Raw genomic sequence first — 26,516 nt, forward strand, 5'->3', positions numbered from 1 at the left:
CCCCTTGCGGAAGACCGCATCGGCATCAGGCCCAAGGGTGCATCGGGCACCCGGCGTTCCGCACGCCCTCTCACAAGGGGGCGGGAAGGAATGTTCATAGCTCGGACGCGAAAGCGCCGCGAGAATGCGAAGACGTGGCTGTTTGAAAATTCGAACGGAAGAGAATATAACGCGCGGCGTCTTAACGCTCGTCACTCAGCGGTGGCTTGAACGTCAGCGGTGCTTCTGCCGCACGCTGCCGCGCACGATCGACGGCCTGTGCAAAATCCGCCGCATCGAACCATGGCTCATCGCGCATCAAGGCATCCAGATCCTCGTTCCAGATCTGCGATACCTCGATATCGAACTTCATGTTGTACTTCTGGCTGACAGCCTGAATTCCATAGCCGGTGACGGCCCATTGTTTGCCGAGCCAAAACACATCCCGATGCAGCACCACGTCTACGCCCAATCTCGTCCGGTATCGTACAGAGACGAAAAGAACCCCAACCTGATGAGGGTGAGGCTCTACTGAACCGGTCTAGTCCATCAAATTTTAGCAACATCGTCCAGCGTCGAGAACAACGCCGATCTAGATGCGACCATTCTCGTTCGGCGGCTGTGGATGCTGCGCCTTCTGCGCCCGTTCCGCATCGGCCTTATTGGCCTCGTGGCGTCCGATCACGCACCCCGCAACGACGCCGACCTTGCCATGTCCCGCATAGTGGCCGGCGATTCCGCCAATGATCGCGCCTTTGATACAGCCTTTCGCCTCGGCCGCAACCGATGAAAACGCGAGACCCGCAACCGCAGTGCAAAGCAGCAATTTCTTCATGATAACTCTCCCGCGTGATCGACCTCGTATAAGTCGCCGCTCCGCATTTCGTTCCATCAGTTGAAATATCGCCGACTCACACTCGCATCCGATTCGTGCCATAGATGTCGCAAATCGCGTCCAGGGATGAAATCACCATGCCAGCACCCAAACCGCCTGCTTTCGAAACGCTGAGTCTGCATGCCGGCCAGCATCCGGACGCGATCACCGGCGCGCGGGCAGTGCCGATCTACCAGACCACATCCTATGTGTTCCAGGACTCGGATCACGCTGCTGCGCTGTTCAATCTCGAACGCGCCGGCCACATCTATACGCGCATCTCGAATCCAACGACGGCGGTGCTGGAAGAGCGCCTCGCCGCACTTGAGAACGGCGTCGGCGCCGTGTGCACCGCGTCAGGCATGGCGGCACTGCATCTCGCCATAGCGACATTGCTCAATGCCGGCGATCACATTGTGGCGTCGTCCTCGCTCTATGGCGGCACCATCAACTTGCTGGCGCACACGCTGCCCCGCTTCGGCATTACCACGACATTCGTCAAGCCGCGCGACCTCGACGCTTTCAAATCTGCGATCAAGCCCAACACCAGACTGATCATCGGCGAGACCATCGGCAATCCCGGCCTCGAAGTGCTCGACATACCCGCCGTCGCCGAGATCGCGCATGCCGCGAAGATCCCGCTGCTGATCGACAACACCTTCGCGACGCCATTCCTGTCGCGGCCGATCGAGCTTGGCGCCGATATCGTGATGAACTCGGCTACCAAATGGATCGGCGGCCACGGCATCGCCATCGGCGGCGTCATCGTCGATGGTGGCCGCTTCGACTGGCACGCCTCCGGCAAATTCCCGCAGCTGACCGAACCCTATGCCGGTTATCACGGCATTGTCTTCGACGAGCAGTTCGGCAATGCCGCCTTCATCATGCGCGCCCGCACCGAAGGCCTGCGCGATTTCGGCGCGTGTCTCTCGCCGACCAATGCGTTCCAGCTGCTGCAAGGCGTCGAGACACTGGGCATTCGCATGGAGCGCCATGTGGCCAATACGCATGCGGTGCTCGCAGCGCTCACGGCCAACAAGGCGGTCGACTGGGTGCTACATCCGTCGCTGGAGAATCATCCGGACTATGCGCTGGCAAAACGCCTGCTGCCGCGCGGCGCCGGCTCCATCGTCTCCTTCGGCATCAAGGGTGGCCGCAATGCCGGGCGCAAATTCATCGAGGCGCTGAAGCTGACCAGCCATCTCGCCAATGTCGGCGATGCCAAGACGCTGGTCATTCATCCCGGAAGCACCACGCATCAGCAGATGGACGCCGAGCAGCTCAAGGCCGCCGGCATCGGCGAGGAGCTGATCCGCCTCTCCGTCGGCATCGAAGCCGCCGATGACATCATCGATGACCTCGCGCAGGCGCTGCGCATTTCGCAGAAGGGCTGAGCGATGCAACTCACCGTCAACGGTCACGAGACCTATATCGCGAATGGCGGCCGCACATTTGATGCGGCGCTCCCGGTCGTCGTGATGATCCATGGCGCCGGCTTCGATCACTCGACCTGGGCACTGCATACGCGCTGGTTCGCACATCATGGCTTTGCGGTGCTGGCACCGGATCTGCCCGGCCACGGTCGCTCAAAGGGTGAAGCACTCACCACCATCGCCGATCTCGCCGACTGGACCGCGGCAGTGATCGACGCTGCGGGCGCAAAGAGCGCGCGGCTGATCGGCCATTCCATGGGTTCACTGATCGCGCTGGAAACCGCAGCACGCCATCCCGACAAAGTCACCCGCCTCGATCTGATGGGCGCGGCAGGAACGATGACCGTCGGTCCGGATCTGCTCAAGGACGCCGAAGCCAATCAGCATTCCGCCATCGACATGGTGTCGATCTGGGGGCTCGGCTTTCGCGCCGAACTCGGCGGCAGCCTCGCGCCGGGGTTGTGGATGCATAGCGGTGCCCAGCGCGTGCTCGAAGCCACAAAGCCGGGCGTGCTGTTCGCCGATCTCAACGCCTGCAATACATACCAGAATGCGCTGACTGCTGCGGCCCAGCTTGAAATCCCTGTCACGCTCATCCTCGGCGAGCGGGACATGATGACTCCCGCCAAGGCCGGCAAGGCTCTCGCGGCCGCATTGAAAAACGCCCGCACGGTGATTCTGCCCGGCACAGGCCACATGATGATGGTCGAACGTCCCGACGACGTGCTCGCAGCGCTACAGGTGGAGCAATAAATCTAGAACTCTTCGATCGCTGTTGCACCGCGCTGCGCGCTGTGCTTCCTGTCCTCCTAGTTATCGGTGCCTCTGCAAGGAGGTGAAACGGGAATGCGGTGCGGGGAGATATCCCTTATGCCGCGGCTGCCCCCGCAACTGTAAGCGGCCATTCCGGGTCCACAAAGCCACTGAATTTGCATCGCAGATTCGGGAAGGCGGACCGGGAGACCACCGCGAGCCAGGAGACCGGCCGGTAACGAGTTTCACACTCGTTCGACGGTGGGTCGACGGAAGGGGTTAAATGACTATCCGGAATTTGGCCGCAGGCACTGCGGCCGTTGTTGTTCTGTCTTGCTCCCACAGTGCTGCGCATGCGCAGTCCGGTGCCGAGCAGCTCTCCGAAATCGTGGTGACGGCGGACAGAGCACCCGAACAACTCAATCGCACTGGCAGTTCGATCAGCGTGGTGTCGGGCGAGACCATTGCGACCAGCAATCCCGGCTCGCTGGTCGATGCGCTGCGCACCGTGCCCGGTCTCGACATTACCGAAACCGGCGGCCCTGGCGGCACCACCAATGTCCGCCTGCGCGGCGGCAATACCGGCCAAACGCTGGTGATGATCGACGGCATCCGCGTCAACGATCCCACGGCTGCATCAGGCGATTTCGAATTCGCCATGTTCACGCCTTCGGCCATGGAACGCATCGAAGTCTTGAAGGGGCCGCAGAGCGCGCTCTATGGATCCGACGCCATGGGCGGCGTGATCAATATCATTACCAAGAAGGGCTCCGGCCCCGCACAGGTCAATGTGCGCACCGAAACCGGCAGCTACGGCACTGTCACGACGCAGGGATCGCTGACCGGATCCGACGGTCCGTGGTCTTATGCCTTCACCGGCGGCGGTCAGCACAGCAACGGCTTCTCGCGCTTCGGCTATCGCATCCCTCAGTTTGAAGCGCTATACCCCAATCTCGAACGCGATGGCTTTGATCGCGTCGGCGGATCGGCTAGGATCGGCTACGATGCCGGCGAAGGCATCCGGCTGGAATCCGGCTTCGTGTCATCCTTCACCCGAGCCGCCTATGACGGCACTTTCAGTCCGACGTCGAGAGCTGTGCAGCTTCCCGACACGCCTTCAAATGTCACGCGCCTGCTTCAAACCGTTTACGGCCGCGCCTCACTGGATTCCTTCGGCGGCATTCTCACGCATAATGTCACCGTGTCGAACACGCATACCGAGCGTTCGAACTACGACGTAACCTATCGCACCAACATGCTGCCGCAGAACACCACGGCCAATATTCTCGACTACAATGGTGACAGCCTCGGCGCAGAATATCAGGCAAACCTGAAGCTCGGCGCATTTGGCTCGCTGATCTACGGCGCCAAGACGCAGAGCGAGACAGCCAAGACCTACACGACCGCCATCCTGCCGATACCGGCCGCTATCACACCCGCGCTGGCGAAACGCCAAGATACCAATTCGGTCTTCGCGCTGTGGTCGGTCCCCGTAGGCGAACGTCTCAACATCACATTGGGCAGCCGCGTGGACGACGTCGTGGATGTCGGGCGCTTCGAGACATGGCGTGCCACGGCCGCCTATACGATTGCAGAAACCGGCACCAAGTTCCACGCCAGCGCAGGTACCGGCGCCAAGGCACCGACACTGTTCCAGCTGTATTCAACGGCAAACGGCACGCCGACGCTCAGCCCGGAGCAAAGCTTCGGCTACGACGCCGGCGTCGATCAGAGCCTTTTCAACGGCCGCGTGGTGGTCTCGCTGACGGGCTTCTCGAACGACTACAGCAATCTGATCAACTTCGTGACGCCGACGGGAAGCCCCGGTTCGTGTCCCGTTGCCCAAACCACAGGCTGCTACATCAACGTCGCAAAGGCAGAGACCAACGGCATCGAAGTTGGCGCCAATGTGGACGTTATTCCGGGCCTGATGAAGTTCAACGCGGCCTACACCTACCTGCACGCGCAAGATCTCGGCAATGATACAGTGCTGGCACGGCGGCCGAAGAACTTCGCCCGCTTCGCACTCACGATCACGCCGACCGACAAGTGGATGATCGAGCCGCGCGTTACCACGGTGTCGAAGCGCTTCAGCAGCGCCAATCAGGTCGGTCAGGTGGATGCCTATACCCGCGTCGATCTCTATACCGAATACAAGATCGATGCGAACTGGAAGGTCTTCGCCCGCGGCGAGAACATCCTGAATGAACATTACCAGGAAGTGCTGAACTTCGGCACCACGGGACCTGCGGTTTACGCAGGCTTCAACGCCACATGGTGAGCATAGCGCCAGCAGCACGGCGCCGGGCGATCGCCACACTGGCGCTCGTCGGTCTCGTGACGTTGCTGGCACTGGGCTCGCTCGGCACGGGACCTGTCAAACTATCGCCGCTGACGGTGCTCGATGCATTGTTCGGCGGCGGCAGCGACGTGCAGCAGATCATCGTGCGCGAAATCCGTCTGCCACGCGCGATCCTCGCGCTGGCCATCGGCGCGATCCTCGGCCTGTCCGGTGCCGCGCTGCAGGGCTTGCTGCGCAACCCCCTCGCCTCGCCATCCCTGTTCGGCGCACCGCAATCGGCCGCCTTCGGCGCGGTGCTGATGATCTCGCTCGGCTGGGCCGATGTGCGCTCATGGGCCTTACCGGTTGCTGGCATCACGATGGCATTCCTGTCGGTGTTCGTGCTGCTTGGTATCGCCGGCCGCAATGCCGGTCTGCTGCTACTGATCCTCGCGGGGCTTGCGATCTCAAGTCTCGCAGGTGCCGCGACGGCGCTGGTGATGAACCTGTCGCCCAATCCCTTCGCCGCACTTGAGATCGCGTTCTGGCTGCTCGGCTCGCTGGAAGACCGCAGCTTCCGCCACGTCACGCTGGCGCTGCCGTTCATTGTCGCCGGCGCAATCATCCTGATGAGCCAGCGTTCGGCCTTCCGTGCACTGAGCCTCGGCGAAGAGACCGCGCAGAGCCTCGGCGTCAATGTCAGCCGGCTGCGCCTGCTGGTGATCCTCGGCGTCGCGCTCGGCGTTGGCGGCGCTGTCGCTGTCACAGGCACGATCGGCTTCATCGGCCTCATTGCACCGCATCTGATGCGCCCGATCATCGGTCATGATCCTGCACGACTGCTGATTCCGAGCGCGCTGACCGGCTCCGCGCTGTTGCTCGCCGCAGATATTGCCGTGCGCCTGATCCCGTCGACCACCGACATCAAGGTCGGCGTGCTGACCTCGATCATCGGCGTGCCGTTCTTCCTCTATCTCATCATGCGCGAGCGGCGCGCTCTGGGCGGAGGCGTCGCATGAGCGATCAGGCGCTGCTGACCGCGAGCAATCTGAGCGTCACGCTCTCCGGGCGCGAGGTGCTGCACGATGTCTCGCTCTCGCTGAGCGCCCGGCATCTCGTCGCCCTGGTTGGCCCGAACGGCGCCGGCAAGACGACGCTGCTGCGCGCATTGGCAGGATTGCAGTCGTCCACCGGCGCGATCCATGTCGCCGGCGATACACTGGCGTCCTTGCCGCTACGCGAGCGCGCAAAGCGCTTCGGCTATCTGCCGCAAGGCCATGTCGTACACTGGCCCCTCGACGTGAAGGACGTCGTCGCCCTCGGCCGCTATCCGCATGGCGCGACCGATCCGGCGCGACTGACATCGTCAGACAAGGCTGCCGTCGAGCGTGCCATGCAGGCCACCGACATCGTCGCCTTTGCCGATCGCCGCGTCACCGAACTTTCGGGCGGCGAGCGCAGCCGTGTCGCACTGGCGCGTGTCCTTGCGGTCGAGGCGCCGATCGTGCTGGCGGATGAGCCGACCGCATCGCTCGATCCACGCTACCAGATCGACGTCATGAAAAATCTGCGCGATGTCGCTAACAGCGGCGTGCTGGTGATCGTGGTGACCCACGATCTCGGCCTCGCCGCGCGCTTTGCCGATACGGTACTGGTGATGTCCGAAGGACGTCTCGCGGCCCAAGGTTCGCCGCAACAGGCGCTGTCCGATGACATCGTCGCCAATGTGTTCCGCATCAGCGCCTATCGCGCCGAACACCGGAACGAAACGATCATCCTGCCCTGGGCGGGAGTCTGAGCGATGTGGCGGCTATTTCGCCAGCGCAGAAGCAAGCCGGCTCAGCGCGACAGCGTCGGGCGGCAGGCCGAACCGCAGCAGCTCATGGCTCCAGTCGAAGCGGCGACACCAGATCTGCTGCCGGGCCAATGCGGCATGCCATTTCAAGGCGTCGACATGTCGCGCCAGCCTGAACAGCGGCGTGCCGCCGACAATCTCGAAACCGGCATCGGCCAATACGTTGTCGAGCTTGATGCCCTGTGCGACCAGCGCGACGCGAGTCTGCGTAGCCCAGCGCTCGTCGCGCAAAGCGGCCGCGCCGATGACCTGCGCCGGTCCGGAACAGGCCCATGGACCGATGGCAGTCGCGATACGCTGCGCGATCAGCGGCGCCGCGAGCGCGAAGCCGAGACGCAGACCCGCGAGGCCGTAGAACTTACCAAACGAGCGCAGGATCACCACCGGCAGTGTCGCGCACAGATCGACAGCGCTGATCGCGGGATCGACATCGGCGAAGGCCTCATCGATCACCAGCCAGCCGCCGCGCCGTTGCAGGATCGCCGCAACATCAGCGAGCTCGTCGCGCATGGCGACACGCCCGTCGGGATTGTTGGGATTGACGATCACCACATGCTTGGCGTGGTCCGGCAGCGCACTGAGGCTGCCGATCACGCCAACCTCATGTCCGCCGGCACGCCAAGCCGCGACATGCTCGTTATAGGTCGGCCCGACGATGGCAACGGCGCCAGGCGCGGCGAGATGCGGCAGCCACTGGATCAGCGCCTGCGTACCGGCAGCGGCAACGACATCGACGTTATCGGGCACGTGGTAAGCGCTGCGCGCGGCGGACAGCAACGACTGTTCGTCAGCGCGCGTCGGCAAGCGTTCCCAAAGATAGCTCGGCAGGTTGGCAGGAATGGGCCACGGCCATGGATTGATCCCGGTCGAGAGATCGAGCCATTGGTCCGGCGCGCCGCCGAATTCCGCCATCGCCTGCGTGAGATCGCCACCATGTTTCATGCCTGTGTCATGCCATCATATCGGGCGAAGCGCGAGAGGCTTTGGCCGCTCGCGGCTGCGACGCTCGCGCTGCTCGCATGGGCGCCGCTGCAGGCCAGTGCTGCGGAGCAGCCACGCATCGCCTCGATCAATCTCTGTACCGATCAACTGCTCGTCACCCTCGCCGATCCCGAGCAGATTTTGGGCCTCAGCCCCTATGCGCGCGATCCGTTCCGCTCATGGGACAAGGACAAGGCAACGGCGTTCCGCCTGCTGTCCGGCGAGGCCGAGGACGTGCTGGCGCTGAAGCCGGATGTCGTTGTCGCCGGCCGCTTCACCAAGCGCGCGACCCGCGAACTCCTGAAGGACAAGGGACTGAAGGTCACCGAATTCGATCCTGCCCGCTCGCTCGACGACGTCAAGAAACAGCTCCGCCAGATGGGCGCGCTGGTCAAGCATCCGGAGCGTGCTGAAGCCGAAATAGCGAAACTCGATAGTGCTATCGCGCAGGCCCATGCCGCCGTACAGCGCAAGCCGTTGCGGGTGCTGGCGGTGTCGCGGCGCGGCTGGGTGTCCGGCGGCGAGAATCTCACGACGTCGCTGCTCTCGGCCGTCGGCCTGCGCAATGCCGGCGGCGAACTCGGCCTCAAGGCTGGCGGCTTCGCCTCGCTGGAGGCAATCGTCACGCTGAGGCCCGATCTGCTGCTGGTCACCGACAGTACCGATTTCGCCGAAGACGAAGGCCGCGCCTTCCTGCTGCATCCCGCACTGGAGAAATTCTATCCGGCGTCGAAGCGACTGGTGCTGCCCGAGCGCCTCACCGCCTGCGGCGGTCCGACCATGGTGGAGGCACTCGACCGATTGGCTGCCGAAATCAGCCGCGTGGCGCCCTGATGCTGGTGCATGGCGACGCGCTCCTGCTGGTGGTCGCGGCGCTGCTGCTCGATGCCGTGATCGGCGATCCCGACTGGCTGTGGCGCCGCGCACCGCATCCCGTGGTCTGGATCGGCAACGGCATCGGCCGGCTGGAACGCCGGCTCAACCCCGAGAGCTGGTCGCGTCGGCAGCGTAAGCTGGCTGGTGTGATCACCGTCATCGTGCTGGTCAGTTTCGCAATGCTTGTCGGCGGCGTGCTCGCCGATCTCCTCAACGACAACTGGATCGGCTTTGCAATCGAAGCCCTGATTGCCTCGACACTGATTGCGCAACGCAGCCTGTATCAGCATGTGGCCCGCGTGCGTCGCGCTTTCACCGAGGGTGGATTGCCGGCGGCGCGACAGGCCGTCGCGATGATCGTTGGGCGCGATCCTGAACGACTCGACGAAGCCGGCGTGGCGCGCGCGGCGATCGAGTCCACTGCCGAGAATTTCTCCGACGGCATCGTGGCGCCGGTGTTCTGGCTGGCGCTGCTGGGATTGCCTGGCCTGATCGCCTACAAGGCCATCAATACTGCGGACTCCATGATCGGTCATCGCAGCACGCTCTATATCGATTTTGGCTGGGCGGCTGCGCGGCTCGACGATCTTGTAAACTTGATCCCGGCACGGCTATCAGGATTGCTCGTCGCGATCGTTGCCCCGATCGTGCGCGGATCGATCGTCGCATCATTGAGGATCATGATGCGCGACGCCTCCAGGCATCGCTCGCCCAATGCCGGCTGGCCCGAAAGCGCCATGGCCGGTGCACTGGGGATCGCAATAGCTGGACCACGCGTCTACGCCGAGGGCGCTGTCAACGATCCCTATCTCAATGCCGAAGGCCGAGCGGCAGCGCTCGACGACATCGGCCGGGCACTTCGCGTGTTCGTCACAGCTTGCGTCTTGCAGGCTGCAATCTATGCCGCGCTGGCGCTGCTGCTCTGACGGCTGCGAGCAATCTCGATCAGCCGATCGATATCGAGATGTTTTTCGCAGTGATCGGCCAGCGCATCGAGCGCGGCTTCGATCTGCGCATCGTAGGCCAGCGAGGATGCAATGCCGAGATTGGCCAGCCATGCCTTGCGGAACGCATCGCCGGTGAACAGGCCATGCACGTAAGTGCCCTGCACGCGTCCATCGACTGAAGCGGCACCATCGGGGTGCCCATCGATCATCAGCAGTGGCCGTGCGCAGTCGCCACCTTCGCTGCGGCCGAGATGGATCTCATAGCCTTCGATCGCGGCACCCGTCGCACAATGCGTGCCGAATACCAGTGTGGTGGATTTATCCGCGCTCATCAGCGTCGCGATATCAAGGAGCCCAAGGCCATCGACGGTACCCGGCGAGCCATCAACACCATCTGGGTCAGCAATCGTGCTGCCTAGCATCTGATAGCCGCCGCAAAGGCCGAGCACATGTCCACCACGGCGGACATGTGCCTTGATGTCGATATCCCAGCCCTGCGCACGCAGGAAAGCGAGATCGCCGATGGTGGACTTGCTGCCTGGCAGAATGACCACATCGGCATTGCCCGGAATGGCTTCGCCAGGGCGCACGAAGACGAGCTTCACACCTGGCTCCATACCGAGCGGATCGAGATCGTCGAAATTGGCGATCCGCGCTAGCACGGGTACCGCAATGATACGCGTCGATGACGAGGCGTGGGTGCGATCGAGATCGACGGCGTCTTCGGCCGGCAGGAACGCCGCCTGCGGCAGCCATGGCAACACGCCAATGGATGGCCAGCCGGTCAGCCGCGTGATTGCCGTGAGGCCGTTGTCGAACAGGCTGGGATCGCCACGAAACTTGTTGACGATGAAGCCGTGGATGCGCCCGCGCTCCTCGGGCTCCAGTACGAGATGCGTGCCGGCCACGCTCGCAATGACGCCGCCACGATCGATATCGCCGGCGAGCACGACGGGAATATTGGCTGCAGTTGCAAAACCCATATTGGCGATGTCGCCGGCGCGCAGATTGATCTCAGCAGGGCTGCCGGCGCCTTCGACGAGAACGATGTCCGCCTGATCGGCGAGCAGCGAAAAGCTTTCAAGCACCGCGGGTAGGAGTGTAGCTTTCTTCTCCAGATAGTTCTTCGCCCGCAGCGTGCCCCAGCGCTTGCCCTGCACGATCACCTGCGCACCAGTATCGGTCTCCGGCTTCAGCAATACCGGATTCATGTGCACACTCGGCGGCAGCTTGGCGGCGCGCGCCTGCACCGCTTGCGCGCGGCCGATCTCGCCGCCATCGACCGCGACAGCCGCATTGTTCGACATGTTCTGTGGCTTGAACGGTGCCACCTTCAAGCCACGCCGCACCAATGCCCGCGCGAGGCCAGCGACGATCGTCGACTTGCCGGCATTGGAGCCGGTCGCCTGGATCATCAGCGCGGGCGTGATGAGGTTCATGCTGCGCTCCAGCCTCTCAGCATGTCATCCCCGCGAAAGCGGGGATCCATAAACACATCAGAGATAAGTGATCGTTGCAGCCACTGCTCTGCCGTTTCCATTGCTTCGACAGAGGCTATGCATCCCCGCTTTCGCGGGGATGACAGACGGAGAAATTGGTCGCGCCTCCCCGTCAAAACTCGATGCCCTTCTGACCCTTGATACCAGCCCGGAACGGATGCTTGATCAGCGTCATCTCGGTGACCAGATCGGCCATCTCGATCAGCTCGGGCTTGGCGTTCCGGCCGGTAATGACCACGTGCTTGTCGGCCGGCTTCTCGTCGCGCAGGAAGGTCAGCACCTCGTTGAGATCGAGATAGTCATAGCGCAGCACGATATTGAGTTCGTCGAGCAGCACCAGACGATGGCGGTCATCGCGGATCATTTCCTTGGCGCGCTCCCAGCCAGCGGTCGCGGCAGCAATGTCGCGTTCACGATCCTGGGTGATCCAGGTGAAGCCCTCGCCCATAATGTGCAGCGTGACGAGATCCGGGAAGGTCTTCAGCAGACGCGCTTCGCCGGTGTCCCATTCCGGCGACTTGGTGAACTGCACGATGCCGACCGGATAGCCGTGTCCGATATGGCGGAACACCATGCCCAGCGCCGCCGAGGTCTTGCCCTTGCCGGTGCCGGTATGGACGATCAAGAGGCCTTTCTCACCGACCTTTGTCGCCATGATCTTGTCCTTGGCGGCCTTGTGCTTGGCGGCCTTGATCTTGTGGCGGGCATTTTCTTCATCGTCGTGGGCGAGTTCGGTCATGCGATTTCCTTTGCGATCTCTTTGTGTGCCTGCGGCAGAAGTTCGGCGATCAGATCGGCAGCGCGGTTGGAACGCGGCTTCCACAGATCCCGGCGAATAGCTTCGGCAAAGCGCGCCGCCGTCTCGCGCAGCGCCGCGGGGTTGGCAGATGCCATAAAGCTGCGAACCTCGTCATTTTCCAAATAGGAGGCGAACAGCTGATCGAAATGGTGATTGGCGACCGCATTGGTGGAGGCCGCGAAACCGAACAGATAATCAACCGTGGCCGCGATCTCGAACGCGCCTTTGTAGCCGTGGCGCATGACGCCGGCGATCCATTTCGGATTGGCGCCGCGGCCGCGCACCACGCGCGAGATCTCATGCGCCAGCGGCCGCGCGATCGGCGCTTCGGGACGCGAGGTGTCGATATGGGCGATGCGCGGCGCCGAGCCACGCAGCGTCTGCACCGTCGCTGCGAGGCCGCCGATGAACTGGTAATAGTCGTCGGAATCCAGAATGTCGTGCTCGCGATTGTCCTGCGCTTGCGCAACGAGATCGATGCCTTTCAGCCGTTCGGCAAATTCGCCTCGCGCGTCCTCGCCATCGGTTCCACTGCCATAGGCATAGCCGCCCCAATCGAGATAGACCTCGGAAATGTCGGCACGATTGCTCCAGCCGCCTTCATCCATCAGCGCCTGCAGTCCTGCGCCATAAGCGCCGGGCTTGGAACCGAACACGCGGCGCGTTGCCTGCCGCCGCGCAATCTCGCAGGTCATGCCGCCGGCTTCGAGCGTACGGGCACGCGCGCGGACATTGGCGGCGATGGGATTGGCCTCATCGGGCTCATCGAGTTCGGCAACGGCGCTCACAGCAGAGCCGATGATATCCATCTGGGTCGGGAACGCATCGCGGAACAGGCCGGAGACACGGAAAGTCACATCGACGCGCGGGCGCTTCAGCTCGGACAGCGGCGTAATAGCAAAGCCGGTGACACGGCCGGAGGTTTCCTCCCATAACGGGCGCGCGCCGATCAGCGCCAGCGCCTGCGCCACATCGTCACCGCCGGTGCGCATATTGGCGGTGCCCCAGGCCGACAGCGCAATCGCGCGCGGCCATTCGCCGGCCTCCTGCCAATAGGATTCGACGAGCCGTTCTGCCGTAAGTTGTCCGATGCGCCATGCGGATGGCGTTGGCACCGCGCGGACATCGACCGCGAAGAAGTTACGCCCGGTGGGCAACACATCGGGGCGTCCACGTGTTGGCGCGCCAGATGGACCAGGCCGCACGAACTGGCCGTCGAGGCCCTTGAGAAATGCGGCCGTCTCCGCGCCACCGCAGGCATCGATGGCGGGTCGTAGTTTCGCATTGATCCAGTGAAGTACATCGGTGACGCGCGTCCAAGCGGGATCGCAGGACAGCTTGCCGGAGACCAGTTGCAGCGCCAGCCCTTCGATCCGTTCGACGGTATCACCTGTGGTGCGCCACACTGCATCGCTGACATCGACAAGAACACCGGGGCGCGGGCCGAGATAGTCATCGGCCATATCGCGGGTTAGCGGATCGAACGCGCCAAGACCGAGATCGGCAGCCAGTGCGCGATGCAGTGACGCATCCTGCGGCTTGATGTCGGAGCGCGGCAGGCGCGCGATGGACACCAGGAGATCATTGCGCTGCGCGTCCTCGGGCACGCGGCCAAAGATGTGCAGTCCGTCGCGAATCTGCATCTCCTTAAGATCGCAGAGATGGGCGTCGAGCGCGCGCAGCGCCTCGCCGGTCGGTGTGTCGCGGGTTACATTGACGTCGGCATCGATCTGCTGCGCGCGGGCGAGCGACAGAATGTCCTCGGCGATGACGGCAGCGCGCTTGGGATCGAGATCGGTCGCCATAGCATATTCGTCGACCAGGTTCTCCAGCCGCGCCAGATCGTCATGCAGTTCGGCTCGTGTCATCGGCGGTGTCAGGTGATCGATGATCACGGCCGCGGCACGGCGCTTGGCCTGAATGCCCTCGCCGGGATCGTTGACGATAAACGGATAGAGATGCGGCAGCGGACCGAGTACGGCATCCGGCAGGCAATCGGCCGACAGGCCTGCGCTTTTCCCCGGCAGCCATTCGAGATTGCCGTGCTTGCCGAGATGCACCACTGCATGGGTATCAAAGTCGCGGCGCAGCCAGAGATAAAAGGCGAGATAGTGATGCGGCGGCACCAGATCGGGATCGTGATAGGTGCTCTTGGGATCGATATTGTAACCGCGTGCCGGCTGCACACCGACGGTGATATTGCCGAAGCGATGCAAGCCGAGACGGAAGGCGCCGTCGACGACATGCGGATCGTTCTCGGCTTTGCCCCAGCGTGCCTCGATCGCGGTCTGTACATTGGTCGAGAGTGTCGCAAAAGCCGTGTGATAGTCGGCCAGCGACCATGTCACGCCACCGCTTCGCTCCGCGCGATCAGCGAGCGCATTGGTCGGCCCTTGCTGCAACAGCTGCATCATCGCGGCTGTCGTATCGGGCGTATCACCCGTGACGTATCCGGCCTCAGCCATAGCGGCGATCACATCGATCAGGCTCTGCGGCGTATCGAGACCAACGCCGTTAGCGAGACGGCCATCGCGGTTGGGATAATTCGCAAGGATCAGTGCGACGCGACGTTCGCTCGCTGACGAACGACGCAAGCGGACCCAGGCACGCGCCAGATCAGCGGTCGCATCGACGCGATCCTGCACCGGCTGCAGCGTCGTCGGCGCGAAGCCGCCGTCGCTGGTGCCGCGTTCCTTGAAGGCGATGGCATTGGCGAAGATGCGCCCATCGACTTCCGGCAGCACCACATGCATCGCCAGATCGCGCGGCGTCAGGCCACGAGTCGATGCTTCCCAGCTGGCGCGTGAAATTCCGGCCTGGGCGACCTGCAGGATCGGGCAGCCTGACGCCGACAGCACGCCGGCATCGTCATGCGCGGTCGCGGTAGCGAAGGCCGTCGCGTTGATGATGATATCGGGCGGGTAAGCCGCGAGCGCGGCGCGCAGGAATGCGGCCGAGCGCTCATCCTTCAGGCTGGTGACGTAGAGGCAGACCGCGTTGAGGCCGCGCGCGTCGAGCGACAGATGCAATGCATCGATTGCCGCAGTATCGCCGCCGGCCACCAGCGCGCGGTAGAAGATCACAATCGCATTCGGCCGGCTATCTCCCGCGGGTTCACCCGGCCAGAAGCCGGCCGAAGGCATCGGCCGCGCAACAGGCGGCTCCTCGCCGTGACCGATCAGATGCGCGGCATAGCGCAGTGCCAGCTGCGCGTTGTCGACGCCGCCCTCGCTGCAATAGCGCCACAACGCATGGGTTTCGTCGCTGCTGACCGTGCCGCGGGCGGCCAGTTCGGCATTCCAGTCCATCTCGCCGGGCAGGCAGGCGAACTTGCTACCGCGGCTCAGCGCGTCGCTGCGCAGGCTCTCGACGCCATGGGGCCAATAGCTGATGCCGCCGAGCATGCGCAGCACCACGATCTTTGCCTTGGCCAGCGTGCGCTCGACATAGAGATCGACCGACGCAGGATGACCGAGCGCCAGCATGTTAGTGAACCGCACGCTGGGGAAATCACCCGGCAGTGTCGCATGCGCCGCATTGAACGCCGCCAGATCACTGTCAGCCGCCGACAGCACGACGATATCGGCAGTGTCCTGCCCGAGATCGCGGGCGACGTCGCCGTCGTCAATACTGCCGGAGGTATCGAGCTTCAGATGCATGCGGGTGAACCTGCGTTACCCGGCGAGTGCCCTTCGCACGGCGTCGCCGTCGAATCCCTTGAGGCCGATGACCACCAGATGCTCGGCCTGCGTCACGTCCGGCCGGGCGAAGGCGAGTTCAACGCGGGCGCCGACGGCCTGCACGACGATCGGAGCGGATTTATCGGCGATGCGGGCATGGCCCTTCACACGGAGGACACCGTCGAGGCCGAGCGCGTCGCTGATGCGTGCGCGCATCGCGTCGATGCTCGCAGCAGCGGTGGGTTTGACGACGATGCTGTCGAAGTCGTCATGGTCGTGTTCTTCCTCTTCACCGTGATGACCAACGCGGGCGGCCATGTCGTCTTCGGCGGCGGCGTTGAGCCCAATCAGCACCGACGGTGCGAGATCACCCCTGGAGCGCACAATGCTGACACCCGGACGCAGCACGGCCTTCAGCTTGGCTTCGATCTCGGCGAGCTTCTCTGGAGCGACGAGATCGCTTTTCGACAGCACCACGAGGTCGGCACAGGCAAGCTGATCCTCGAACACTTCCTCGATCGGGTCGTCGTGTTCGATGCCCTCGTCCCTGGCGCGCTGTTCGGCGACCGCATCCTCATCTAGCGTGACACGGCCCTCGGACAGTGCCAGCGCATCGACGACGGTGACGACGCCATCGACGGTGGCGCGGGTCTTCACCGCCGGCCAGGCGAAGGCCTTCAGCAGCGGCTGCGGCAGTGCTAGGCCTGAGGTCTCGATGACGATGGCATCGAGCGGACGCTCGCGCGACAGCAGCTTATCCATCGTCGGCACGAAGTCGTCGGCGACGGTGCAGCAGATGCAGCCATTGGTAAGCTCGACAATATCGCCGGGCGCGCAGGCTTTCGCCGCGCATTCCTCGACGAGACCGCCATCGAAGCCGGCATCGCCGAATTCATTGACGATCACGGCGATGCGGCGGCCATCGGCCTGTGTCAGCAGCGAGCGCAGCAGCGTGGTCTTGCCGGCGCCGAGAAATCCGGTGAGGACGGTAACGGGAACGCGGGACATTCAATTCTCCTGGGAACGCTTGAGCCAGAGCGGAAGCCCGGCAGCGATGAAAGCAACATTCGGCACGGCGGCCGCGATGATCTGGTTGAGGCGGCCCTGCGCATCGCGAAACGCGCGTCCGAGTGGCGTCTCCGGCACAAGGCCGAGGCCGACTTCGTTGGACACGAACACGATTGGATAGCGCGAGACATCGAGGAAGCGCACGAGGCGCTTCGCTTCAATCTCTGGATCGCGCTCGGCGAACATCAGGTTCGACAGCCACAGTGTCAGGCAATCCACCAGCACGACACGCCCGACCGTGGCCTCGCGCGTCAGGGCATCGACCAGTGTCAGCGGCTCTTCCACGGTGATCCAGCCTTCGCCGCGCTGCCTGCGATGCTGCGCGACGCGGACGTGCATTTCGTCGTCGCCGGCCGTTGCGGTGGCCAGATAGATTTTCGTCAGGCCGATGCCATCGACCAGCCTCTCGGCGAAAGTCGACTTGCCGGACCGCGCACCGCCCAGCACCAGCGTTGTGGAGGCCGCGGTCATTTCGGAGCACGCCCGTCTTCAGGCGACCAACGTAACGGCGGCACGCGCGCGACCATGCCCTTGCGTAACACCTCGGCGCGTTCACGCCATGGCACGAGGCCGTAGTCGGCCCGTTGATAAGACTCTACGAAGGAGATCAGCGCCGCGCTGCCACTGTCGGTCTGCAGATCACCGAACAGGAATGTATAGCCATCGGGGCTCGTCACCGCGACCGTCGCCGGCCGCTTGCAAACGCTGAGGCACTGCACCGGACGCACCATCACCGCGGCATCGCCGTCGCCAAGTGCGGCCTTCACGGCATCGAGCATGTCTGGCCCGACGATCGTGCCGGTATCGGCGGACTTACAGCTGATGCAAACGCTCACGATAACGGGACCAGCCGGCACAGGGCGCAGCGGTTCGATCGGAATCTGCTCGCCAGAGATATCAGCGTTGTCGTGATCCATCACATGCTCAGTTCACGCCCACTTGAGGCCACGAGCTTTGTTGGATCGCGCCGACAGCATGGCCGTCGGTTCGCTCCCGTCCGGTGCACCCCGCCCCGACGACGCCTCCAAAGCACAGTTCGTGATGGCAGGTCTCCTGGCTTGCGAGTCAAAGCCTGTTGCCGCCTTCCCAAGAATTCTGAAGAATTCCCAGTGGCACCGGCGCGGGCTCGTCGCTTACAGTTGCGGGGGCAGCGCCGGCCTCAAACCGGCTTCCCTATTCACCTTCCACGCGGAAGGACCATCGCAAAAGACGCTATCTGCCGGGTGCGCCGGGGTCAACCGCGCCAACGGACTGTCGCCCGGACCTGTTGACCTTGCAGGTCGTCTTGCGTCAGTTAGGCCGCGAAAAGGAACCCTATGTCCGCCCATTCCCAGCCCTTGTGGCAGCCGCCCGCCATTGCGCCTGTTGACCCGCAGATCGCGGCAGGCATCCGTGCCGTCATCGACGGCAAGGCCAAGCCGCCAGGGTCGCTGGGACGAATCGAGGATCTGGCGCTGCAACTCGGCATGATCCGGCATCCCGGCGAGCCGCGCGGTGACAATGCGGTGCTGCTGGTGTTCGCCGGAGATCACGGACTCGTGGCCGAAGGCGTGTCGCAATATCCATCGGCGGTTACGGTTGCGATGGTGATGACCTATCTCGCCGGTCGCGCTACGGCCAATGCATTTGCCACGGCCAACGACATCGACGTCCGCGTGATCGACATCGGCGTCGCTGCGGAACTGCCTGTCCATCCGAAGCTGATCGACGCCAAGGTCCGCATGGGTACAGCTAACGCTGCGCGCGAACCCGCGATGACGGCAGAGCAAGCGGCGGACGCACTATCGCGCGGCTACCGGATCGCCGTCGGCGAGATCAAGGCCGGCGCCGACATCATCGCGCTCGGCGAGATGGGAATTGGCAATACGGCTTCCTCGGCATTGGTGGTTCATCGGCTCGCACCGGCGCCACTGGATGATTGTATCGGCGTGGGCGCCGGGCAGGATGACGCCGGCATGGCGCGCAAGCGCGCGACGATCACGAAGGCGGCGGCGCGCAGTGATGCAACTGCGCCGCTGGATGTGCTTGCCGAATTCGGCGGGCTCGAGATTGCCGGCATGGCCGGCGCGATCCTCGGCGCAGCATCACAACGGCGCCCGGTGATCATCGACGGCTTCATCTCCAGCGCCGCGGCATTGCTCGCCATTCGTCTGTGCCCGGCTGCACGCGACTACTGCGTGTTCGCGCATCGCTCGGCCGAGCGCGGACACGACATCGTGCTCCACGCGCTCGATGCCAAGCCGCTACTCGATCTCGGCTTGCGACTCGGTGAAGGCACCGGCGCGCTGCTGGCCGTACCGCTGGTCCGCGCCGCCGCGCGCATGCTGACCGACGTCGCCAGTCTCGACGATGTTCTGGCCGGAAAGATCTAGATGAGGCTGGATCCACATCTGCTGAATGCGATCCGTTTTCTGACGGTGCTGCCGGTGCCAGCATCTGCCGACGCAACACAGCCTGACTGGCTTGCACGTGCGATGAAGTATTTTCCAGTGGTTGGCGCCGGCATTGGCGCCGCATCTGCAATTGTATTTCTCGTCGCCGGCGAATTCTGGTCACCGCTGATTGCCGCGCTGCTGGCGATCACGACAAGCATTGCCCTTACCAGCGCACTGCATGAAGACGGCCTTGCCGATACGGCCGACAGTTTCGGCGGCGGCTGGACCATCGAGAAGCGCCTTGCCATCATGAAGGACAGCCGCATCGGCACTTATGGTGCGCTGGCACTTGGCCTTGGCACGGCACTTCGTATCGCGGCGCTGGCAACATTACCTGTGTGGGCCGGCGCGGCAGCGCTCCTTGCCGTTCATGCCGCAGCGCGCGCCATGCCGGCCTTCGTGATGAACCGCCTGCCCTATAGTGGCGACACCAATACGATGAAGGTCTCCTACGCCGACGCACCGGTGCGGCCCGACGAATTGATCTTTGCGCTCATCGTCGTCGCACTCGCATCGATCCCGCTCGCGCTTGTCTCGGTGGCCTCGCTTGTTGCGGGTCTTCTGCTCGGCGCAGCCCTTGCAGCCCTACTCACGCTCTGGTCGCGCCGTCTGGTCGGCGGTTACACCGGCGATGTGCTCGGTGCCGTCGAGCAACTATTCGAGATCGGATTTCTACTCGGCGTCTCGGCCCTGATCAAATAGGCCAGTTCAACGGCAGTTGATAGGGTTCGCCCTCAAACGCATCCGCGCCGCGGCCGATGCGTGCGATCGCTTCGACCATGCGGCCTTCGCGGCGTAATTGTTTATCGGCGAGCTGCACCATCAATCTGTTCGGAGTCACATAGGGCGAACGTTTGCGTAACTCATCTGCAATCGCGGTCTCATAGCCGGGATTGCGATCGCAGGCGATTGCGTAAGCCGCAGCGCTGGAACGGCTGATACCGGCCCAACAGTGAATGAGCATCGGCCGCTCTGCAATGCTGCCACGGCCGAACTCAAGAATGGCATCCACAACTTCGGCATCGGGCACGATCAGGTCCGGCGTCACTTCGACGATATCGTGAAAGGTCAGCTCCACATGACGCTCACGCGCCAACCCGCTCCAGTCGCGCTCGCTCGCTGCGGGCGACAGAAGTGTCAGCAAATCGAAGGACGGCAGCGAATCTGCCACAGCAACAAGGCCACCGAGTGAACTCACATAGATCATTCGAACACCCTGCTCGCTGTTGCCATATCCTTCCTCTCACCTGCGGCGAATGGACCTTCTTCAACCTCATGCCGCTGCGATGTCGCTGATGCAAGGTCGGTTTCTTAATACCACCCCCGACCTTTTCGCACCGCAGCATCGTAAACAGAAGAAAATGCACCAATCAGAACAATTGGTTACTCGCTCGAACTTTAGACAACCGAGGCAGGCCAATCTTAAAGAAGTTGCGATAGGTATCTAACTCACCGGTGCAGAGTCCAGGACGGTACGATGCTGAACTACTTCGAAATGGCGGCATCACAAATCGGGACGATCTTCCGGGTGCCGCGCGAGAACCCCGAACTGGTAGAGGCGAAACTCGCTGCCTTCACCCGTCAGGTGCCGATGATGTATGCGCTGGTGGTCGTCAACACGACGGCACTTGCAATTACCTTTTATGGTACTGCGCCACATCTGCTTACCGTCTATCTCCCTGCTGCATTCGATGCAATCTGTGTAATCCGGATACTGAGCTGGTTGAGAGCGCGGAACACCACGCTGTCACTCAACCAGGCCGTAGAGAAGCTCACCGGCTCGATCATCTTTGCAGGCATTCTCGGCGTCGCGTTCACTGCCTGGAGCCTCAGCCTGTTTCCCTATGGCGACGCCTATAGCAAAAGCCACGTTGCGTTCTTTATGGCCGTTACATCGATCGGCTGCGGCTTCTGCCTCATGCATCTGCGCGCGGCAGCGCTGATCGTGATGGCGCTGGTTGTCGTGCCCTTCGCGTTCTTTTTCGGCTCCAGCGACAATGTCGTTTTTGTCTCCATCGCCTTCAACTTCATCGTGGTCATCGGGGCCGTTCTCTTCATGCTGCTCGGCAATTACTCCGATTTCGAGAAGCGGGTGAACTCGGAGAAGGCGCTGCGTATCAAGCAGGCTGAACTGCAGGTGCTGAGCGACAAGAATTTCCGGAATTCGAATATCGACAGCCTCACCGGTCTCCCCAATCGCCGGAACTTCTTTGCCGAGCTTGAGCGCGGCATTGTCAACGCTGAGCATAGTAGCGGCGGCCTGCTGCTCGGTATCCTGGATCTTGATGGCTTCAAGCCGATCAACGACATCCACGGGCACCACACGGGTGATCGCTTGCTGGTCGAAGTCGCAGACAGACTGCGCGCACATCTCGCCCCTCACGTGTTTCTGGGCAGACTGGGCGGCGACGAATTCGTCATGTTCAGCGACCATTTTCTCGATCCGGATGCAATTGTTGAAGCGGAAGAGAGCATCGAGAACCTGTTCGACATCCCATTCGAGATTGATGACATTACAGTAAGCATCAGCTGCTCGATCGGATATGCGGAATTTCCGGACACAGCCAGGACCGCGCAGGATTTGTTCGAGCGCGCCGATTACGCACTGTTCTTTGCCAAGCAGCACGAGCGTGGCAAGGCCGTCCGGTTTTCTGCAGAACACGAAGCCGATATCCGCGAGGCCTCCTCTGTGAGTCGGGCCCTGGCCAGTGCCGACCTCGAACGGGAATTGTGGATCGCCTACCAGCCGATTATCGACGCAGAAACACGACAGCCCGCGAGCTTCGAAGCCCTGGCGCGCTGGAAGAGCCCAGAGCTCGGCAATGTTCCGCCGATGAGCTTCATTGTCGCCGCCGAGCGCTCAGGCATGATCGGCCAGTTGACACCGTTGCTGCTGCGCAAGGCCCTTGAAGGTGCAGCGACATGGCCGGAGCATGTCCGGATTTCGTTCAACCTCTCTGCGGTTGACGTCGCCTCTCCCCTGTCGATCCTCAAGATCATTGCTGTTGTCCAGCAAAGCAAGGTGAAGGCCAGCCGCATCGACTTCGAGATTACCGAGACGGCCGTGATGGGCAATCTCGCGCAAGCGACCGAAGCGCTGAATGCCCTGAAGGCTCTGGGCGCCCGCATCTCGCTGGACGATTTCGGCACCGGCTATTCGAGCCTGAGCTGCATCCGCGAATTGCCGCTGGATAAGGTCAAGATCGATCGCAGCTTCATCAGCAAGATCGAGACGGATTCTGCCGCGCGCCTGATCCTGCGTACCATGCTTGGACTGTGCAACGGCCTCGGTCACGACTGCATCGTCGAAGGCGTCGAGAACAGCGAACAGGTCGACTTCCTGCGCAAGGAGCACTGCCGCTTCATGCAGGGCTACTTCTTCGCCAAGCCCATGGGCATCGAGCAGGTCGGGGATTATCTCGACTCCGCTCAATTCAGCATGCTGGCCGAACGCACTGCCGGCTAGTCGTTCTGTCCGTCGAGTAGCCGCACCGCCTCGAACAACGTCGCCGCACCGACGGCCAGTTGCTCGGGCTCCGACCATTCTTCCGGGCAATGGCTCTTGCCGTCCTTTGACGGAATGAACAGCATCGCGCTGCGGCCGATATGCGACATGAAAGCAGCATCGTGACCGGCCCCCGACGCGAGCCGCGTCGTGGAATAGCCGAGCTTGGCGGCGCTACGCCCGAGAACATCGAGCAGATGATCGTCGCAAGGTGCGGGAGGATTCTGCGAGATCAACGCGAAACGCGCGCGTTCGACCTTGGCGCGGCTGGCAATGGCGAGGCTCTCGCGATCGAGCAGTGCCACGAATTCATCGACCAGTGCGGCCTTCTCGGCGCGGATATCGAGGATCATGCGCGCGCCGCCGGGGACGACATTGGCGGCGTTCGGACTGATCTCGAGGATCCCCGTGGTGGCCACGAAATGCCCCTGCTTGCGCGCAGCAAAAACGCTGGCTTGCTGCGCGACCAGCAGCATGAGTTCGGCGGCGGGAAGGCTCGCATCCCTGCGATATTCCATCAGCGTCGAGCCGGCATGATCGGCGGCGCCCTTCAGCACGATCTCGACGCGGGTGATGCCGGCGATCCCGGTGACGAGACCGAGATCGAGCTTCTTGCTTTCCAGCACGACGCCCTGCTCGATATGCAATTCGAGATAGCCGACGAATTCCGGTTTCTGCATCGCGGCGATGGCCGCGGGATCGCCGCCGACGCGCTTGATGGCATCGGCCAGCGTTTCACCTGCTGCATTGGTGTAAGTCAGCATCCTGGCGTCAAGTTCGCCAACCATGGCGCGGCTGCCGACGCATGACAGGCCGTATTCGCTGGGTTCTTCGGCGAGAAAATCCACGATCTCGATCGGATGTCGAGGCGCGTAACCAGAGGCCTGCAGCCCACGCACAGCCTCCAGCGCCGTGAGGATGCCGGAAATGCCATCGAAGCGGCCGCCGGATGGCACCGTGTCGGAATGCGAGCCGAGCATGATCGGCGGCAGGCCCGAAACGCTACCCCCCAGCCGTGCGATCATGTTGGCGCCGGCATCCATGCGCACCGTCATGCCAGCGGCAATGAATTGCTCGCGCAGCCAGGCGCGCCCATCGAGGAAGCGCTGCGAGAACGATCGCCGCGTCCACGGCTTGTCGGGATCGGTGATGGCGGCCAGCGCCATATGGTCGTCCCAGAGGCGGTTCTGATCGATTGGCGGTCTGGTATCGGTCGGCATGATCGGCATGAGGCTCATGAGTTGGCGGCACTGGCGCCGGCGCGGTTATTGTTGAACACTTTGGCCATCGTGAAGCAAGACGATGGACATCGAGAAGCAAGAAACGATCAGGGAGAAAATCGTGAGCAGCAAGACCAGGATCGCATGGGTGACCGGCGGCGGCACCGGAATCGGCAAAGCGGGTGCGCAGGCGCTGCTGGCGGACGGCTGGACGGTGGTCATTTCCGGCCGCCGGGCCGATGTCCTGAAGGGCGTCGCCGATGAACTCGACGCCGGTGGCAAGCCGGTCGAGGCGATGGCGCTGGATGTCAGCAATGCCGACGACGTCACCAAGGTCGCTCAGGCCATCCTCGCCAAACATGGCCGTATCGACCTCCTGGTGAACAGCGCCGGCGTCAACCTGCCGAAGCGGAGCTGGGAAGACGTCACCCAGGACGGCTGGGACCAGATCGTCGACATCAATCTCAATGGCGTGATGTATTGCATGCGCGCGGTGCTGCCGGCGATGCGCGCGCAGAAGGACGGCTGCATCATCAATGTCGCCTCATGGGCGGGGCGCATTGTCTCCAAGATGACGGGACCAGCCTACACCGCCACCAAACATGCGGTGCTGGCGCTGACCCATTCCTTCAACATGGACGAATGCGTCAACGGCTTGCGCGCCTGCTGTCTCTCGCCCGGCGAAGTCGCCACTGACATCATGAAGAACCGTCCGGTGCCGCCGAGTGACGAGGTGATGGCGCGGATGCTGCAGCCGGACGATCTCGGCAAGACCATCGCCTTCATTGCCAGCATGCCGCCGCATGTCTGTATCAATGAGGTGCTGATCAGCCCGACCTGGAATCGCAGTTTTCTGGCGATGTGAGCGAGCCAGACCCAGCCAGCACGGAGCATTTCGCGCTGGCTGCCTCTCCTTTTTCAAAGCCTGATCTTCACGGCGTGATGGCGACCTTCAGCACGCCATCGCGCTGGTGCGAGAACAGATCGTAGGCTTTTTCGATATCGTCCAGTTTGTAGTGATGCGTGACCAGCGACGTCAGGTCGACGCGGCCGGAGGCGACGACGTTCATCAGCCGTCGCATCCGCTCCTTGCCACCAGGGCACAGGCTGGTGACAATCGTGTTGTCGCCGAGGCCCGCCGAAAAGGCGCTCAAGGGAATCTGCAGATCCGTCGAATAGACGCCAAGGCTGCTCAGGGTGCCGCCCGGCCGCAGCGCGCGCAGTGCCGATTCGAAGGTGCCTTGCGTACCGAGCGCTTCGATGGCCACATCGACGCCGCGGCCGTCGGTCAGGTCCATGATCTGCTTGACCGGATCGCCCTTCTTGAAGTCGACGACCATATCTGCGCCGAGCCGTTTGGCGACCTCGATACGCGCGGGCACCGTATCGACACCGATGATCGTGGTCGCGCCCATCAGCTTCGCGCCGGCGATGGCGCAGAGTCCGATCGGCCCCAGAGCGAACACCACCACCGTGTCGCCGATCCTGATGCCGCCGCGCTCGGCGCCGGCAAATCCCGTCGACATGATGTCCGGACACATCAGCACCTGCTCATCCGTCAACGCGTCGGGCACCGGACTGAGATTGACCATGGCATCGGGTACCAGCACGTACTCGGCCTGCGCGCCATCGATCGTATTGCCGAACCGCCAGCCGCCGGCGGCCTTGAAGCCGTGCTTCGTTCCAGCTCCATCCTGCGATGAGCAGCCACAGAGACATGCGTAACTGTGGCCGCTCGGTGTAATGGCGCCGGCAATGACGCGCTGGCCCTCGCGATAGCCGGTGACGGCACTCCCGAGCTTCTCAATGATACCAACCGGCTCGTGTCCGATGGTCAGCCCTTTCGCGACCGGATATTCACCCTTGAGGATATGCACATCGGTGCCGCAGATCGTGGTGGTCGTGATGCGCATCAACGCATCGAGCGGGCCGACGTCGGGGATCGGCTTGTCATCCAGAACGATACGATCCGGTTCGACAAATATCGCAGCCTTCATTTTCGGCATGATCCTGCTCCTGCTTGCGACGGTGCGTCGATCGACGCGATGAGCCAATCATCTGCGCATTTTGCCGTGACAGGATTGAGGTGGATCAAGTGGCGATGCCTTTTGAATGTCTCTGAAGTGGCGGACACACAGCCGCGCTTCTGCGTTGCTCTTGGTTCAATTTGTCAAACAGCCACTGCGCTTCAGACATGCGTCATCGCCCCCATTGTTTGCGGCGCGGGGGCGCCGTCGTCGCTTGCATTCCCGCCCCCTTGTGAGAGGGCGTGCGGAACGCCGGGTGCCCGTTGCACCCTTGGGCCTGATGCGATGCGGTCTTCCGCAAGGA

Annotated in this window: 23 protein-coding genes and 2 riboswitches; of the genes, 11 read left to right on the forward strand and 12 right to left on the reverse strand. The window is 62.9% G+C overall.

The window, feature by feature from the left end; genetic code table 11:
* Positions 1 to 181: 181 nt before the first annotated feature.
* Both A4A58_RS17340 and A4A58_RS17345 read right to left on the reverse strand, forming a co-directional pair.
* Positions 182 to 436 (reverse strand): hypothetical protein, encoded by a 255-nt coding sequence (locus tag A4A58_RS17340; protein WP_158005700.1) that lies wholly within the window; start codon positions 434 to 436, stop codon positions 182 to 184.
* Positions 437 to 571: 135 nt separating this feature from the next.
* Entirely contained in the window at positions 572 to 814 is a 243-nt protein-coding gene (locus A4A58_RS17345; protein ID WP_068734329.1) for a hypothetical protein, read from the reverse strand.
* 137 nt (positions 815 to 951) lie between these two features.
* Between A4A58_RS17345 and A4A58_RS17350 the strand changes: the two genes are divergently transcribed.
* From A4A58_RS17350 to A4A58_RS17370, 5 genes are all read left to right on the forward strand, one after another.
* A complete protein-coding gene (locus A4A58_RS17350) occupies positions 952 to 2,247 on the forward strand; it encodes an O-acetylhomoserine aminocarboxypropyltransferase (protein WP_068734368.1) in 1,296 nt (431 codons plus the stop codon).
* 3 nt (positions 2,248 to 2,250) lie between these two features.
* Positions 2,251 to 3,039, forward strand: coding sequence for an alpha/beta fold hydrolase (locus tag A4A58_RS17355; RefSeq protein ID WP_068734331.1), 789 nt, complete (start codon positions 2,251 to 2,253; stop codon positions 3,037 to 3,039).
* Between the two features lie 47 nt (positions 3,040 to 3,086).
* Positions 3,087 to 3,290, forward strand: a riboswitch (cobalamin riboswitch).
* A 32-nt stretch (positions 3,291 to 3,322) separates the two neighbouring features.
* Positions 3,323 to 5,320 (forward strand): TonB-dependent receptor plug domain-containing protein, encoded by a 1,998-nt coding sequence (locus A4A58_RS17360; protein WP_068734333.1) that lies wholly within the window; start codon positions 3,323 to 3,325, stop codon positions 5,318 to 5,320.
* A complete protein-coding gene (locus A4A58_RS17365; RefSeq protein WP_068734335.1) occupies positions 5,314 to 6,339 on the forward strand; it encodes a FecCD family ABC transporter permease in 1,026 nt (341 codons plus the stop codon). Before A4A58_RS17360 ends, A4A58_RS17365 begins: the two co-directional genes overlap by 7 nt.
* A complete protein-coding gene (locus A4A58_RS17370; RefSeq protein ID WP_068734337.1) occupies positions 6,336 to 7,118 on the forward strand; it encodes an ABC transporter ATP-binding protein in 783 nt (260 codons plus the stop codon). Before A4A58_RS17365 ends, A4A58_RS17370 begins: the two co-directional genes overlap by 4 nt.
* Positions 7,119 to 7,130: 12 nt before the next feature.
* Here A4A58_RS17370 and cobD read toward each other — a convergent pair whose 3' ends face one another.
* Positions 7,131 to 8,117 carry a threonine-phosphate decarboxylase CobD gene (cobD, locus tag A4A58_RS17375; protein WP_068734339.1) on the reverse strand — a complete coding sequence of 329 codons (987 nt, stop codon included), beginning with the start codon at positions 8,115 to 8,117 and terminating at the stop codon, positions 7,131 to 7,133.
* Positions 8,118 to 8,126: 9 nt separating this feature from the next.
* Here cobD and A4A58_RS17380 point away from each other — a divergent pair, with 9 nt between their 5' ends.
* A complete protein-coding gene (locus A4A58_RS17380; protein ID WP_068734341.1) occupies positions 8,127 to 8,990 on the forward strand; it encodes an ABC transporter substrate-binding protein in 864 nt (287 codons plus the stop codon).
* Positions 8,990 to 9,958: an adenosylcobinamide-phosphate synthase CbiB gene (gene cbiB / locus A4A58_RS17385; protein WP_068734343.1), complete on the forward strand. Its 969-nt coding sequence runs from the start codon at positions 8,990 to 8,992 to the stop codon at positions 9,956 to 9,958. The genes A4A58_RS17380 and cbiB overlap by 1 nt, the downstream gene beginning before the upstream one ends.
* Here the strand turns inward: cbiB and A4A58_RS17390 are convergent.
* The 6 genes from A4A58_RS17390 to A4A58_RS17415 form a co-directional block, all read right to left on the reverse strand.
* The gene (locus A4A58_RS17390) at positions 9,931 to 11,418 is read right to left on the reverse strand and encodes a cobyric acid synthase (protein WP_068734345.1); all 1,488 of its coding nucleotides are present in this window, start codon (positions 11,416 to 11,418) and stop codon (positions 9,931 to 9,933) included. The two genes, cbiB and A4A58_RS17390, sit on opposite strands and share 28 nt — an antisense overlap.
* 172 nt (positions 11,419 to 11,590) lie before the next feature.
* Positions 11,591 to 12,217 (reverse strand): cob(I)yrinic acid a,c-diamide adenosyltransferase, encoded by a 627-nt coding sequence (gene cobO / locus A4A58_RS17395; RefSeq protein WP_068734347.1) that lies wholly within the window; start codon positions 12,215 to 12,217, stop codon positions 11,591 to 11,593.
* Positions 12,214 to 15,936 (reverse strand): cobaltochelatase subunit CobN, encoded by a 3,723-nt coding sequence (gene cobN, locus A4A58_RS17400; protein ID WP_068734349.1) that lies wholly within the window; start codon positions 15,934 to 15,936, stop codon positions 12,214 to 12,216. The genes cobO and cobN overlap by 4 nt, the downstream gene beginning before the upstream one ends.
* 15 nt (positions 15,937 to 15,951) lie before the next feature.
* Complete coding sequence (cobW, locus tag A4A58_RS17405) at positions 15,952 to 16,965, reverse strand: cobalamin biosynthesis protein CobW (protein ID WP_068734351.1); 1,014 nt, start codon at positions 16,963 to 16,965, stop codon at positions 15,952 to 15,954.
* The gene (gene cobU, locus A4A58_RS17410) at positions 16,966 to 17,496 is read right to left on the reverse strand and encodes a bifunctional adenosylcobinamide kinase/adenosylcobinamide-phosphate guanylyltransferase (RefSeq protein ID WP_068734353.1); all 531 of its coding nucleotides are present in this window, start codon (positions 17,494 to 17,496) and stop codon (positions 16,966 to 16,968) included.
* Positions 17,493 to 17,942 carry a DUF1636 family protein gene (locus A4A58_RS17415; RefSeq protein ID WP_068734355.1) on the reverse strand — a complete coding sequence of 150 codons (450 nt, stop codon included), beginning with the start codon at positions 17,940 to 17,942 and terminating at the stop codon, positions 17,493 to 17,495. The genes cobU and A4A58_RS17415 overlap by 4 nt, the downstream gene beginning before the upstream one ends.
* A 109-nt stretch (positions 17,943 to 18,051) precedes the next feature.
* A riboswitch (cobalamin riboswitch) is annotated at positions 18,052 to 18,242 on the reverse strand.
* A gap of 99 nt (positions 18,243 to 18,341) precedes the next feature.
* On the opposite strand from A4A58_RS17415, the gene cobT reads away from it, so the two are divergent.
* Both cobT and cobS read left to right on the forward strand, forming a co-directional pair.
* Positions 18,342 to 19,397 (forward strand): nicotinate-nucleotide--dimethylbenzimidazole phosphoribosyltransferase, encoded by a 1,056-nt coding sequence (gene cobT / locus A4A58_RS17420; RefSeq protein WP_068734357.1) that lies wholly within the window; start codon positions 18,342 to 18,344, stop codon positions 19,395 to 19,397.
* Positions 19,398 to 20,162: an adenosylcobinamide-GDP ribazoletransferase gene (cobS, locus tag A4A58_RS17425; RefSeq protein WP_068734359.1), complete on the forward strand. Its 765-nt coding sequence runs from the start codon at positions 19,398 to 19,400 to the stop codon at positions 20,160 to 20,162.
* On the opposite strand, the gene A4A58_RS17430 is transcribed toward cobS, so the two are convergent.
* Complete coding sequence (locus tag A4A58_RS17430) at positions 20,155 to 20,667, reverse strand: tyrosine phosphatase family protein (RefSeq protein WP_068734361.1); 513 nt, start codon at positions 20,665 to 20,667, stop codon at positions 20,155 to 20,157. The two genes, cobS and A4A58_RS17430, sit on opposite strands and share 8 nt — an antisense overlap.
* 270 nt (positions 20,668 to 20,937) lie before the next feature.
* Here A4A58_RS17430 and A4A58_RS17435 point away from each other — a divergent pair, with 270 nt between their 5' ends.
* Positions 20,938 to 22,926, forward strand: coding sequence for a putative bifunctional diguanylate cyclase/phosphodiesterase (locus A4A58_RS17435; protein WP_068734363.1), 1,989 nt, complete (start codon positions 20,938 to 20,940; stop codon positions 22,924 to 22,926).
* On the opposite strand, the gene A4A58_RS17440 is transcribed toward A4A58_RS17435, so the two are convergent.
* A complete protein-coding gene (locus tag A4A58_RS17440) occupies positions 22,923 to 24,203 on the reverse strand; it encodes a Zn-dependent hydrolase (protein ID WP_244499793.1) in 1,281 nt (426 codons plus the stop codon). The two genes, A4A58_RS17435 and A4A58_RS17440, sit on opposite strands and share 4 nt — an antisense overlap.
* A 64-nt stretch (positions 24,204 to 24,267) precedes the next feature.
* Between A4A58_RS17440 and A4A58_RS17445 the strand changes: the two genes are divergently transcribed.
* Complete coding sequence (locus A4A58_RS17445; protein ID WP_068734364.1) at positions 24,268 to 25,050, forward strand: SDR family oxidoreductase; 783 nt, start codon at positions 24,268 to 24,270, stop codon at positions 25,048 to 25,050.
* Between the two features lie 67 nt (positions 25,051 to 25,117).
* Here the strand turns inward: A4A58_RS17445 and A4A58_RS17450 are convergent, their stop codons facing one another.
* Positions 25,118 to 26,191, reverse strand: a complete 1,074-nt coding sequence (locus tag A4A58_RS17450) for an NAD(P)-dependent alcohol dehydrogenase (RefSeq protein WP_068734367.1) — start codon at positions 26,189 to 26,191, stop codon at positions 25,118 to 25,120.
* Between the last annotated feature and the right edge of the window lie 325 nt (positions 26,192 to 26,516).

This window comes from Tardiphaga robiniae (assembly GCF_001618955.1).
Classification (GTDB): Bacteria; Pseudomonadota; Alphaproteobacteria; order Rhizobiales; family Xanthobacteraceae; genus Tardiphaga; species Tardiphaga robiniae_A.